The organism is Salipaludibacillus keqinensis (assembly GCF_003226325.1).
Classification (GTDB): Bacteria; Bacillota; Bacilli; order Bacillales; family Salisediminibacteriaceae; genus Salipaludibacillus; species Salipaludibacillus keqinensis.
Map to the genome: position 1 here is coordinate 313209 of NZ_PDOD01000001.1, position 12863 is coordinate 326071.

13 protein-coding genes are annotated in these 12863 nt (G+C 38.5%); 10 read left to right on the plus strand and 3 right to left on the minus strand.

Annotation, left to right across the window (positions count from 1 at the left end):
• Positions 1-76 precede the first annotated feature (76 nt).
• The 9 genes from CR194_RS01605 (at position 77) to CR194_RS01645 (ending at position 8947) form a co-directional block, all read left to right on the plus strand.
• A complete protein-coding gene (locus tag CR194_RS01605; RefSeq protein WP_110607896.1) occupies positions 77-721 on the plus strand; it encodes a helix-turn-helix transcriptional regulator in 645 nt (214 codons plus the stop codon).
• A 15-nt stretch (positions 722-736) separates the two neighbouring features.
• A complete protein-coding gene (locus CR194_RS01610; protein ID WP_110607897.1) occupies positions 737-1555 on the plus strand; it encodes a pyruvate, water dikinase regulatory protein in 819 nt (272 codons plus the stop codon).
• Between the two features lie 456 nt (positions 1556-2011).
• A complete protein-coding gene (gene dnaG / locus CR194_RS01615) occupies positions 2012-3823 on the plus strand; it encodes a DNA primase (RefSeq protein ID WP_110608939.1) in 1812 nt (603 codons plus the stop codon).
• Positions 3824-3870: 47 nt separating this feature from the next.
• On the plus strand, positions 3871-4986 hold the full coding sequence (gene rpoD, locus CR194_RS01620; RefSeq protein ID WP_110607898.1) for an RNA polymerase sigma factor RpoD: 1116 nt from the start codon (positions 3871-3873) through the stop codon (positions 4984-4986).
• 125 nt (positions 4987-5111) lie between these two features.
• Entirely contained in the window at positions 5112-5753 is a 642-nt protein-coding gene (locus CR194_RS01625) for a DUF2157 domain-containing protein (protein ID WP_110607899.1), read from the plus strand.
• A gap of 78 nt (positions 5754-5831) precedes the next feature.
• Entirely contained in the window at positions 5832-6554 is a 723-nt protein-coding gene (locus CR194_RS01630; RefSeq protein WP_110607900.1) for a glycerophosphodiester phosphodiesterase, read from the plus strand.
• Positions 6555-6687: 133 nt separating this feature from the next.
• Entirely contained in the window at positions 6688-7056 is a 369-nt protein-coding gene (locus CR194_RS01635) for a c-type cytochrome (protein ID WP_110607901.1), read from the plus strand.
• 68 nt (positions 7057-7124) lie between these two features.
• On the plus strand, positions 7125-7832 hold the full coding sequence (locus CR194_RS01640; RefSeq protein ID WP_110607902.1) for a tRNA (adenine(22)-N(1))-methyltransferase: 708 nt from the start codon (positions 7125-7127) through the stop codon (positions 7830-7832).
• Positions 7826-8947: a Nif3-like dinuclear metal center hexameric protein gene (locus tag CR194_RS01645; RefSeq protein ID WP_110607903.1), complete on the plus strand. Its 1122-nt coding sequence runs from the start codon at positions 7826-7828 to the stop codon at positions 8945-8947. Before CR194_RS01640 ends, CR194_RS01645 begins: the two co-directional genes overlap by 7 nt.
• 84 nt (positions 8948-9031) lie before the next feature.
• On the opposite strand, the gene CR194_RS01650 is transcribed toward CR194_RS01645, so the two are convergent.
• The 3 genes from CR194_RS01650 to vrrA all read right to left on the minus strand — a co-directional run bounded on the left by CR194_RS01650 (position 9032) and on the right by vrrA (position 11342).
• Positions 9032-9988: a 4-hydroxy-3-methylbut-2-enyl diphosphate reductase gene (locus CR194_RS01650; RefSeq protein ID WP_110607904.1), complete on the minus strand. Its 957-nt coding sequence runs from the start codon at positions 9986-9988 to the stop codon at positions 9032-9034.
• Positions 9989-10185: 197 nt separating this feature from the next.
• Positions 10186-10677 (minus strand): CarD family transcriptional regulator, encoded by a 492-nt coding sequence (locus tag CR194_RS01655; RefSeq protein WP_110607905.1) that lies wholly within the window; start codon positions 10675-10677, stop codon positions 10186-10188.
• A gap of 131 nt (positions 10678-10808) precedes the next feature.
• A complete protein-coding gene (gene vrrA, locus CR194_RS01660; protein ID WP_110607906.1) occupies positions 10809-11342 on the minus strand; it encodes a VrrA/YqfQ family protein in 534 nt (177 codons plus the stop codon).
• A 191-nt stretch (positions 11343-11533) separates the two neighbouring features.
• Here vrrA and CR194_RS01665 point away from each other — a divergent pair, with 191 nt between their 5' ends.
• The gene (locus CR194_RS01665) at positions 11534-12838 is read left to right on the plus strand and encodes a DEAD/DEAH box helicase (RefSeq protein WP_110607907.1); all 1305 of its coding nucleotides are present in this window, start codon (positions 11534-11536) and stop codon (positions 12836-12838) included.
• Positions 12839-12863 lie beyond the last annotated feature (25 nt).

Consider the following 12863-nt stretch of genomic DNA (forward strand, 5'->3'; position numbering starts at 1 on the left):
TGTTGATTTTACAGGAACGATTAGAAGAGTGAACATAATAGATATAGTTTGAGGCTGAAGTACGGAGGGTGAAGACATGGAACTGAATGTAAGACAGGAACGAATCATCGAAATAGTCAAAGAGAGCGGTCCCATTACTGGTGAGCAAATAGCAGAAAAACTCTCATTAACAAGAGCAACCCTTCGCCCGGACTTGGCGATCTTAACCATGTCCGGGTTTCTAGATGCCAGGCCGCGAGTTGGCTACTATTACACAGGGAAAACGGGAGGTCAGCTATTCAACGAACGTATGAAAAAGTTGACAGTAAAAGAATTTCAATCCATCCCAGTCGTAGTAAATGAATCAGCATCTGTTTATGATGCAATCTGCACTATGTTCCTAGAGGATGTTGGGACGTTGTTTGTCGTCAACAAACAAGCTCACTTAGTAGGCATTTTATCTAGGAAAGATTTATTACGGGCGAGTATGGGGAAACAAGACCTTGAAAGTGTTCCTATTAGCATTATTATGACGAGAATGCCTAATGTGACGACATGCAGTCCAAGTGATTCCATGTTAGAAGTGGCTAATAAACTGATAACAAAACAAATTGATGGGCTACCCGTTGTGAAAGAAGTAGAGGAAAATGGAGCGGTTTATCATGAAGTGATTGGCCGACTAACAAAGACAAACATCACAAAAGCATTTGTTTATTTAGCAAACGATGATATGCACAAATAATAGGAGGATTGGATAATGGCCTCAAAAAATTTTTCAATTGTATATGTCCTTTCAGATTCCGTAGGGGAAACGGCGGAATTAGTCGTTAAAGCTGCGCTAAGTCAATTCGATGAAGACAAAACAATTATTCGCCGCGTTCCATATGTAGATGATACAGAGACGGTGGATGATGTGATTGTTCAAGCGAAAGAGAATAATGGAATTATTGCGTTTACTGTTGTGCTGCCTAAGGTTAAGAATTACTTACTACAGGAAGCTCGTACAAATAACATTCCTGTCTATGATATTTTAACTCCACTCATTTCTATTATGGAAGACCGTTTGAATGTTGCATCAAGAAATGAATCAGGATTAATGCATACGTTAGATGAAGAGTATTTTCGTAAAGTTGAAGCAATAGAATTTGCAGTAAAGTATGATGATGGCCGAGATCCACGGGGAGTATTGCGAGCAGATGTTGTTCTTGTGGGTGTTTCAAGAACATCTAAGACTCCGCTGTCACAATACTTAGCTCATAAAAGTTTGAAAGTAGCAAACGTCCCCCTTGTTCCGGAAGTTGATCCGCCGGAAGAATTATTTTCTGTTCCTCCAGAGAAGGTTATTGGATTGAAAATTAGTCCGGAGAAACTGAACGGTATTCGAGCTGAACGACTAAAAGCGCTCGGTTTAAAAGAAGAAGCGAATTACGCAAAGTTGGACCGGATTGAAGAAGAATTAATTTACTCTGAAAAAGTAATGGAACGGATTGGCTGCAACGTCATAGATGTTTCTACGAAAGCAGTAGAAGAAACGGCGAATTTGATATTCCAAATGGTTAAAGGGAACAAAGGGTAACTTATCTAATACAAGTGATTCAAAAGGCTTTCAACAAGTCTTTTGAATCTTTTTTAATTTATGAGGTAAATATATAGCGGAAATGGTGATTATCCTTTATAATGAAATATTGTGACTTGAATTATTTCAATAAATTCATGCATAAACACAGTTAGAACAAATAAAATACAAATGTCAAGGTTTTTTCTCGTTTTTTTGGTAAAGATAGTAAGAGTTCATTTGTCACTTTCGTATTTCTTCCTAAAATACTATGGAAACGAACAAAATATGAAGAAAAAAAAGGATTCTTCAAAAGGATGTAGAATAAACAACATATGCAAATTAAAAATAACAGGATTTTTGTCGACGGAGCTGCTATTTTTCGAACAACTTGAAAAGGTTTTGTCTTATTAATTAGTGATTTAAAGGAAAGATGCCACGATCCTTTAGATAGAGGGAAAAAGGTTGGTGAGAGGCTTGAGTCAACGTATTCCCGAAGAAACAATTGAAAAGGTTAGACAAGCACTAGACATTGTTGACGTGATAAGCGAATATGTTCAATTGAAAAAGCAAGGAAGGAATTTCGTTGGCTTGTGTCCATTTCATGGAGAGAAAACACCCTCTTTCTCAGTTTCGCCTGACAAACAACTTTACCATTGTTTTGGTTGTGGAGCAGGCGGCAATGTGTTTTCTTTCGTCATGGAATCAGAAGGTATTAGTTTTATCGAATCGGTTGAGAAGTTAGCCGAAAGAACCAATGTCTCATTACCTGAATTAGATTCCAAAGCTAACGGAAAACCTGAAGTTAGTGATCAAATGAAGCGTTGGTTTCAAGGCCATGAGTTGGCAGCGAAACTTTATCATCATGTGCTCACTGTTTCCGATGAAGGTAGAGAGGCAAGGGAGTACCTGCGTAAAAGAGGATTCACGAAAGAAATGATCGATAAATTCCAAATTGGATATGCACCAAATTCCTGGGATTTCTTATCCAGTTTCTTAGATAAAAGATCTTTCTCTGCTGAAGAAATGTCTGAATGTGGATTATTAGGATTGCGTGACTTCGACAACAAGCCCTATGACCGCTTTCGTGGTCGGATTATGTTTCCTATATGGGATCGACGGGGAAATATGATTGCATTTGGAGGGCGAGTGATAAGTGATGGCCACCCTAAATATTTAAATAGTCCGGAATCAGAAGTTTTTAATAAGAGCGATGTGTTGTATTTTTTTCACAAAGCAAGGTCAGTAATGAGAAAGAAAAATGAAGCTGTTCTCTTTGAAGGTTATGTAGATGTTATATCAGCGTGGCGAGCGGGTATAGAGAACGGAGTGGCTAGTTTAGGTACTGCCTTAACCGAATCGCAAGCCAAAATGATTCGAAGAAATGCTGATAAGATTATTTTATGTTACGACTCAGATAATGCAGGTCTCAATGCAACGTATAAAAATGCTCAAATTCTAGAGAGCATCGGTGCGCAAGTTGTCATTGGAAAACTTCCTGAAGGTGACGACCCTCATGATTATATTCAACGACATGGAGCAGATCAATTTGTCCATGAAGTGATTTCACAACATATTACTTTCATGGCTTTCAAGTTTGATTATTTTCGAAGAGGTAAAAATCTTCAACACGAAGGGGATCGATTAAATTATATCGACCAAATACTTAAGGAAATAAGTCAGTTAAATAGAGCCATTGAAAGAGACTACTATCTTAGACAATTAGCTGAAGAGTTTTCATTATCATTAGAAGCATTGAAGCAAGAACAGTCCACTCTACTGCAAGCACAACAAAAAAAGCAAAAGCGTCAAATCCATCAAGCGGTTCAAGCAAAAACGTTGAAAGAAACAAAAAAGATGCTTACAGCCCACGAGAATGCAGAAAGAGAACTGATTGCTCTGATGCTACAATCTAGGCAAGTGGCAGAACAAGTTCAAAAGGAACTTGGCGGTGACTTTCATTATGATGATTACCAGGCGATAGCGGCACTTATCTATAGTTTTTATGGAGAAGGGTTTGAGCCTAATCCTTCTCATTTTATTGAACGGATTGATGATAGTCAACTTAGAAAGAAAGCTACTGAGCTTGCAATGAAGAAGGTGAATTCAGACCTTTCTGAGCAAGTGTTGAACGACTATTTAAAACAAATACGTCAATTTCCGAAAAGAAAAGAAATTGAGCAATTGAAGATAAAGCAAAAACAAGCAGAAGAAGCTTCTGATTTTAATGAGGCAGCGAAAATTGCAAAGCTTGTACTTAAGTTGAACCTAGAGTTGAAAAAACAGTAAAACCAACGATTCGGATATTGTTGTGAACTATAGGAAGGAGGGGTCGTATGGCTGAGAAACCAATTCGCCCAATGGCGGAAGGTGATTTAACCATCGATCAGGTGAAAGAACAGTTAGTTGAGGCGGGGAAGAAAAGAGGCACATTAACCTATGCAGAAATTACAGAGAGGTTAGGTGCGTTCGATCAAGACTCCGATCAAATGGATGAGTTCTTTGAATATCTTGGTGAACAAGGTGTAGAAATATTAAATGATAATGAGGCTGTTCCTAGCATTCAACAAGTGGAAAAGGAATCTTCGTTCGATCTCAATGATTTAAGTGTACCTCCAGGTATTAAGATCAATGACCCTGTTCGGATGTATCTTAAAGAGATCGGTCGTGTCCCTTTACTTTCTGCTACAGAAGAGATAGATCTTGCTAAAAAGATCGAAGATGGAGACGAAGAAGCTAAACGTCGTTTAGCTGAAGCCAATCTTCGACTAGTTGTAAGTATTGCGAAACGCTATGTAGGACGCGGTATGCTATTTCTTGACTTGATTCAAGAAGGAAATATGGGTCTAATTAAAGCCGTTGAGAAATTTGATTACAACAAAGGATATAAATTCAGCACCTACGCCACATGGTGGATTCGCCAAGCGATCACTCGTGCCATTGCTGACCAAGCAAGAACGATTCGTATTCCGGTTCATATGGTTGAAACGATAAATAAATTAATCCGTGTTCAGCGCCAACTATTACAAGACCTTGGTCGAGAACCGACACCTGAAGAAGTGTCGAAAGAGATGGAGCTCACACCTGACAAAGTAAGAGAAATCTTGAAGATTGCTCAAGAGCCAGTATCGTTGGAAACGCCAATCGGTGAAGAAGATGACTCTCATTTAGGTGACTTTATCGAAGACCAAGAAGCATTAGCGCCTTCAGATGCTGCCGCTTATGAACTTTTAAAAGAGCAGCTTGAAGACGTATTGGATACGTTAACTGACCGTGAAGAAAATGTATTACGTCTTCGCTTTGGATTAGATGATGGTCGAACACGGACATTAGAAGAAGTAGGGAAAGTGTTCGGAGTAACAAGAGAAAGAATTCGTCAGATTGAGGCAAAGGCATTACGCAAGTTGCGTCACCCAAGCCGAAGTAAACGTCTGAAAGACTTCCTTGAATAAAGAAGTTTGCAAGAAGCCATAAAGAAGGGAGAAAAGTCACATCTCCTATCTTTATGGCTTTTTATTTGTTTTTGCAGGTATATTTTTAAGCCTTAATAAAAGAGAGACTTCACAATGTATAAGGTATGTACGATATAATAAGAAAGGTTTTGGTTAATAAATCTGTACTAGGAAATGATTTTATCATGAAAGGTGATTTTATGGACGAGCGTAAGAGGATCATCGTTAATGAGATAAAGAAATGGCAGAAAAACAAATTACTGCCTGAAACATACTGTCAATTTCTGCTGAGCTTATATTCAGAAGGAAATAATGAAGGAAGAGGAGAAAACTTCAAAGGGAATTCATATTCTCCTCACATAAAAAAAGCAATAGTAAGTTTTGCTATGATTTTGATCCTGTTTATTACCATTTTATTTGTTATATATTTTACACAGTTCTCACCAGCTTCACAGGTTGGAGTGCTAGTGGGCTTTCTAGGAATAAGTCTTATTGCAGCATTTTATTATAACCGTCATAAGTCTCCTTTCGCTCATGTCTATGTCATTTTGTCATCCTTTATCTCATTTATCATTACGATTGCAGCAGCCGATCTGTTTTTTCCCGATGAAAGCTCTTATTTAGCTGTGGCCATTGTTCTGTTATGCTTGAGTTGGATTGTCAGTGGTTGGCGATATCGGTATCATTATTTATATATTGCAGGGGGAACGGGGATTCTTCTTTTCATCGGACTATTCTTGGTTGATCGAATATTATTTTATTATTAGCTCTCTTAAAAAACAAGATAAACTAACAGGCTATCAACGTTTATTTTCGAGGTAGCTATTAAGAAAGGAGATATACTGGTGAATATTATTGCTCATAGAGGAAACAAACGTTATACTCCGGAGAACACGATGGCTGCGTTTATGTCAGCAGCGACTTACCCTATAGATGGGATTGAGTTTGATTTACAATGGACAAAGGATCAGATTCCTGTGGTCATCCATGACCCAACAATTGACAGAACGACGAATGGCCGGGGAAAGGTAAGTTCGTTTACATTACAAGAACTTAAACAATTTGATGCCGGCAGTTCATTTGATCCTTCTTTTAGAGGGGAAAAGATTCCATCCTTTTCTGAAGTTCTTCATTGGGCTAAACCATTAAACTTGGATCTTCACGTGGAATTAAAGCAGCAAATGAATCAAGCCTCCTTGTTTGTGGAAAGCTGTCTATATGAGATAGAGAAGCATGGTTTAGCAGATCGAATTGTTATATCAACATTTTATCATCCATACATTTCGGAAATTAAGAGACAAAACTCTGCAATAAAAACCGCTTTGCTTACTAAGACGCCTATGTTTAGGGGCACAAAATATGCAAATAAAGTTCAAGCAGATGGGATCCATATTAGGCATAGTTTTCAAGCGACAAGATACTATCGCAAATGGAGCAAGGAAGGTGTACCTGTTCGGGTTTACCGTGTTCATCGAATAAGAGATGCAAAGACATGCGAACGTTTAAACGTAGACTCGATCATTACAAATGATCCACGTTTAATGACGGACACTTTCCGTTCTTCTTAACATTTTAAAGGCGGTTATAGCATATTAATACTTTTCTATTGAATCATTTTAATATACAATATAATAGAGCTTTGCAATGTGAAAGCGTTGGGGATTTATTATCTTAGAGAAACAATAAGGGAGGTACATATTTATGAGAGGGAAACCCCTTTACCCTTTTGCTCTGACAGCCATCTTGGGGATTGGCTTAATTATCGTTTTATCCTTTGTTGGGATCAATATTGGTCCTGATTCAGCATCAGAAAACGGTGAAGAAAATGGCGAAGAGCAAGAATTTGACGATCCAATTGAACTTGGTGAGCACATTTATGAAGGACAATGTGCATCTTGTCACGGAGGCGACTTAGATGGCGGTTCTGGCCCGGCTTTAGATGGCGGCAATTATTCTGAAGAAGACATTTTAACGGCTATTTCAGAAGGTCCTGGAAATATGCCTGCAGGGTTAGTCAGTGGAGAAGAAGCAGAAGCTGTCGCTGAATTTATTTTAGCAGAAAATGAATAAACTTAAGTGAGAGAAGGATCTATGTATCCTTCTTTTTCTAATATAGAAAAGAAATATAGGTGAACGAAATGAATGATGAAAAATTATCTATGAGATTAGAAAAAGTTGCAACATTTGTTAGAAGTGGATCTGTAGTGGCGGATATCGGATCGGACCATGCTTATTTACCGATCTATTTAGTTAAGAAGGGAATAGTCCCCCGTGCTATTGCTGGTGAAGTAAATGAAGGTCCTCTTTCATCTGCTAAAGAACAAATTAAATACAATGACTTAAATCATGTGATAACAGCCAAACTTGGTAATGGTTTAGCTGTAATACAAGATGAAAGTGTAAATACCGTCGTCATTGCAGGGATGGGTGGTCCACTCATTGCCGACATTTTAGAAAATGGAAAACCTCAACTCGAAGGAGTAGAGCGACTAATTTTACAACCTAATGTTGCGGCAGATCATGTCAGACGTTGGTTATTTAATAATGGCTGGTCGTTGATTGATGAAGCTATTCTTGACGAAGGGGATCATGTCTATGAAATCCTCGTTGCTGAAAGTGGCGATGCAAAGGAAAGCTATAGCGATGATCTTGAGAAAGAACTTTGGATGGGACCTCACTTATTAAGAAACAAAAATTCGGCTTTTAATAAAAAATGGAATAGGGAATGGAATCAATTAGAGAAAGTATATGACCAATTAAAGCAAGCAAACGATCAAAAGAAGCTTTCAAAAAAAACAAAGGACATTCAGCAAAAGTTATCTTGGCTTAAGGAGGAACTATCTTGAAACAGGCAAACGGACAAGCGATTATTCAAGCTTTTGAACAATTTTCTCCAAAGTCTTTGGCAGTAGAAGGTGATAAAGTAGGTTTACAGGTTGGTACGCTAAACAAAAAAATCAACAAAGTAATGATTGCCTTAGACGTATTGGAGCCCGTAGTAGATGAGGCGATTGAAAAAGGTGTGGACTTGATTATTGCTCACCACCCGATTATTTTCAAACCGATCAAAGCCCTTCGAACAGATCAAACCTATGGGAGAACGATTGAAAAATTAATTAAACACGATATTACTGTTTATGCTGCTCATACAAATTTAGATGTAGCCTCTGGTGGAGTGAACGACATGATGGCAGAAGCACTTGAATTAGAAGAAGTAGACATATTAGTAGAAACGGGACAAGATCCTTTGAAAAAGCTCGTGGTTTTTGTGCCGGAAGAACAGGCCAGTGATGTGAGAGAAGCAATTGGTTCTGTTGGTGCGGGATTCATAGGGAATTACAGCCATTGTAGCTTTACTTCACAAGGGATGGGAGCATTCAAACCTGAAGAAGGAACAGATCCGTTTATTGGAAAGCAAGGTGAAATGGAATACGTAGATGAAGTGAAAGTTGAAACGGTGTTTCATGAATCAATAGAAAAGCAAGTGATTCGTGCTATGATGGATGCTCATCCATATGAAGAAGTGGCTTATGATTTATATGAGATGGCATCATCAGGAAAGCCTTTTGGTCTCGGTAGAATTGGTTATGTTAAAGAAGAACTGACCTTGGACCAATTTGCGAACAAAGTGAAACAAGCTTTCGACGTAAAAGGTGTACGTGTCGTAGGGGACGGGAAACGTATAATCAGAAAAGTAGCGCTACTTGGTGGGGATGGGAATAAATATGCATTTACTGCGCTTCATAAAGGAGCTGACGTTTATGTGACAGGAGATCTCTACTATCACGTAGCCCATGATGCCATGATGGAAGGATTGTCCATGATTGACCCTGGACACAATGTTGAAAAGATTATGAAAGAAGGAGTTCGACGGAAAATGAAATCCTTTGTCGAGGATAAAAAATATTCGACAGAAGTGATTGTTTCTGAAGTTCACACGGATCCGTTTAGGTTCTTGTAGAAATGGATCATAAGTTAAAAAAAGAGGGCCCTGATTTTATAAAATCAGGGCCCTCTTTGCTCTAGTCAAAGGTTGTTCTTTTACTTAGGTCTTGATCGTTTTTTTCTTGTTGATTTTAGGAAGAATCTTTGTTAGCTTTACTGTGCTCGTCGTATCCCAACTATGAGGATCGTCTTCATCAAATTTATCTAAAAAGGCGATCACTTCTTTTGTTATAGGTGTTGGCGTACTAGCTCCAGAGGTGACGGCAACTTTAGTAATACCTTTGAGCCATTCTAAATTTAGTTCATTTACATTACTAATTCTGTAAGATGGTGTTCCTGCAATTTCTTGGGATACTTGTGTTAGACGGTTCGAGTTATTACTTTTAGGATCACCCACCACTATAAGGAGATCAGCTTTCCCTGCTTGTTCAGCTACAGCTTCTTGACGCACTTGTGTAGCCATGCAAATTTCATTATGAACTTCTGCTTGTGGGTATTTTTTCAATGCTTTATTAATAATCGTGGAAACATCCCACTGACTCATTGTTGTTTGGTTCGTGATCAGAATTTTGTCGCTTTGTAAGGTAAGTGCTGCTACATCTTTCTCCGACTCTACAAGATGAACAACGTCAGGGGCTACTCCAATCGCTCCTTCAGGTTCCGGATGCCCTTTTTTTCCTATATAGATAAACTCATAACCTTCGTCTTTCTTATCACGAATAAGATCGTGGGTGACGGTTACATCGGGACATGTAGCATCTACAGTTGTCAGCCCTTTTTGCTTTGCTAAATTTCTTACTTCCGGTGAAACTCCGTGAGCAGTGAAAATAACCGTTCCTTTATCGACTTGTTTCAATATTTCCAAGCGGTTAGGTCCATCTAGGGTGATAATACCATCTTCTTCAAAAGCTTCGGTAACATGTTTATTATGAACAATCATGCCAAGTATATATATAGGGCGAGGCAGTTCCAAGTTAGCCGCTGCCTGCTTGGCTAGTACCATCGCATCAACCACCCCGTAACAATAACCTCTTGGGGATATTTTAATTACTTCCATTGTGATCCTCCTAACGAATAACACATTCTTATTAAACCTTGCACGCTAAAAAATCATTAATACAGAAATATGAATACAAATTTATTATAAAGGTTGTGGAACGGAATGACAATCAAAGGAGATAGTCATAAAAGAATTTGCACATGACCCATACAGAAAGGCGGATTCCTGTGTTAGGAACCCGCCGTAAGAAATATTTATGCTCCGTGAGCGTTTTCTTCAATAAAGCTCATCGCTTCCTCTTCACTCATTTCGTTAACGAGAACAAGTTCACTGATAATAAACTGTTTAGCTCTATCTAAATTTTTTCTGTCTTCCATATGCAGTCCATTATTCCGTTCGCCTTGTTTTGAAGTTAAATTGGCAATAACACTGGCTGCGTCCAAGATACAACCTGATTTAAGTAATGTCTCGTTCTCTTTGGAGTAAGGTCGAGCTGCTTCTTTTTTCTCAGGAACTTCACTTGTTTTAAGTGCATTGGCTACCTCTTCAAGCTGGTTACTTTCTATAATCTTTCGTAACCCAGACTCTTTGATCCTGTTTTCAGGAAGCATAAGTGTGACGTGGTTTAGCGGAAAGTAAACGACATAATAGATAAGTTTTTCTCCCAATATATCCTTTTCTTCCATATCTTTAATTGTTCCAGCCCCATGATAAGGGTAAACGACACTGTCTCCCACATTAAACATAGACATTCCTCCAATGCAATAGTATCTCTAGTATAACACAAATGTAAATAAATTTAAAATTTTACTATGTTATGAGTGAATAGTCAATGGAAATAAGAGAAAACCTCTTTATTATTAGAGGTTTTAATGGACTATATATATAATTTCGGTTTAGGAACAGTATTTGGAATGTTTTTCTTTTTGATACGCTTTTTTTGAGGTTGAGCCGATTTCTTTTTAACAGAGGGCGCAGGACTAGTTTTAGTCTTGGGTTGCTCTGTTTGTTTTTCAGGAGGTTGCTCTGTGACAGTCTTTTCTTCTTCCTCCTCATTAGCAGAAGAGGTTTTTAAAATCTGAAGAATTTGCGGAAGTGATTTTAATAATGGTCCGTATTGTTGAACAATTGGACCGACTGTTTGCACCGTTTGGATAACTTTCTGCGCATTTTGGACCATTCCGAATACTTGGCCCATGTTAAGCCCCTGTCCGGAAGCGATCGAACTCATGGAATTTGCAGTATTTGCAACAGCTGCATTACCACCAAATAATCTAGACAGAAATCCAACACCTTGCCCTCCTGGTGACTGAAAAGACTGGGCCATCTGAGTTGTAGGTGGGACACCGTGAAAATAGCTATTCGCTGGAGGAGGTGGATAATGTGATGGGAAAGGGCGTGGTCCGAACATAGTGTGATCATCCTTTCATACATGATCTTCTCATTAATTATATGCAAGCAATATGGAAGGTGTATGGGCTTATGAGTGGTTTTTACGATAATTGCAGGGAATATTAAGATCAACTAGCGTTGGCTTCTACATTCATGATAAAATATAACATTAGAGTCCAATGATTCGTCTAACAGAAAGAAGGAAAAAATATGAAGCATAATTTCGATCGATTTCAATTAAAACCCTTTTTAATTGATTCATTAACAAAAGAAGGAATCTCATTACCTACGGATATTCAAGAAAGGTTAATACCAGCTATTAAAAATGGACAAGATGTGATTGGCCGATCTCAAACTGGAACGGGAAAAACGCTAGCATTCTTGCTTCCCATACTTAATCGAGTAGAACCTGAGCGTAAAGCGACACAATTTATAATTACAGCACCTACAAGGGAACTAGCCTCACAACTTTTTGAAGTATGTAAATCATACATCGTTCATCACGAAGGTGAAGATGCCATCACGGCTCAGTTAGTTACGGGCGGAACCGATCGGTTAAGAATGATTGAGAGAGTTCAGCATCAACCGAATATTATTATTGGAACACCTGGTAGAATTTTAGACATGTTAAACCAACAGGCGTTAAAGCCTGCTTCAGTAGAAGCGTTTGTAGTGGATGAAGCGGATCAAATGCTTGATATGGGATTTCTTGAAGAAGTAGATAAGATTGCTGCAAGGATGAATGATGACTTGCAAATGCTTGTTTTCTCAGCTACAATCCCAGAGAAATTAAAACCTTTTTTACGCAAGTACATGAAGAACCCTAAACAAGTAGAAGTTGAAGCTAAAGGGGCCTCACCGAAAAATATGCACCATTGGCTTATTCCTGACCGGGATCGGAATCGAAAAGACATCCTTGTAAACATGACAAAAGTGCTGAATCCTTTCTTAGCGATTGTCTTCACAAACACGAAAGAATCAGCTGATGAAGTGTTTCGAGTGTTACAAGAAGAAGGATTAAATGTAGACTGTATTCATGGCGGGATGTCTCCGCGACATCGGAAAAAAGTCTTGAAAAAACTTCAAGAGGCAGAGCTCCAGTATTTAGTTGCAACAGATTTAGTTGCCCGGGGAATTGATGTGAAAGGGATCAGTCACATCATTAATTTCGAGATACCAAGAGAATTAGAGTATTATATTCACCGGGTTGGACGGACAGCCCGTGCAGGCTGGGATGGAATAGCGATGACCCTTTATGGCCGTTCTGATCAGCAAAGTATTGAAAAATTGGAAAAGCAAGGGGTTTCCTTTCAATATAAAGAGCTGAAAAAAGGAGATTGGGTGACGATTGATAAGCGCACTTCCCAATCATTTAAAACAAACCAGTTGCCAGAAGGTATGACTAATAAAACAAAAAAACCTAAAAAGGTCAAGCCTGGTTATAAAAAGAAAGCTAAGAGAGAAATGGAACAAAAAGCTACCCGCCAACGAAGGTTAAATAAAAGAAAAGGGTAGATCTGCTAAAGAAGAAATAGGGGGA

Bases quoted from the DNA above. Each gene is read 5' to 3' on its own strand.
- CR194_RS01605 (WP_110607896.1), top strand. From the start codon at position 77: ATGGAACTGAATGTAAGACAGGAACGAATCATCGAAATAGTCAAAGAG.
- CR194_RS01610 (WP_110607897.1), top strand. From the start codon at position 737: ATGGCCTCAAAAAATTTTTCAATTGTATATGTCCTTTCAGATTCCGTA.
- rpoD (WP_110607898.1), top strand. From the start codon at position 3,871: ATGGCTGAGAAACCAATTCGCCCAATGGCGGAAGGTGATTTAACCATC.
- CR194_RS01625 (WP_110607899.1), top strand. From the start codon at position 5,112: ATGTACGATATAATAAGAAAGGTTTTGGTTAATAAATCTGTACTAGGA.
- CR194_RS01635 (WP_110607901.1), top strand. From the start codon at position 6,688: ATGAGAGGGAAACCCCTTTACCCTTTTGCTCTGACAGCCATCTTGGGG.
- CR194_RS01640 (WP_110607902.1), top strand. From the start codon at position 7,125: ATGAATGATGAAAAATTATCTATGAGATTAGAAAAAGTTGCAACATTT.
- CR194_RS01650 (WP_110607904.1), bottom strand. From the start codon at position 9,988: ATGGAAGTAATTAAAATATCCCCAAGAGGTTATTGTTACGGGGTGGTT.
- CR194_RS01655 (WP_110607905.1), bottom strand. From the start codon at position 10,677: ATGTTTAATGTGGGAGACAGTGTCGTTTACCCTTATCATGGGGCTGGA.
- vrrA (WP_110607906.1), bottom strand. From the start codon at position 11,342: ATGTTCGGACCACGCCCTTTCCCATCACATTATCCACCTCCTCCAGCG.
- CR194_RS01665 (WP_110607907.1), top strand. From the start codon at position 11,534: ATGAAGCATAATTTCGATCGATTTCAATTAAAACCCTTTTTAATTGAT.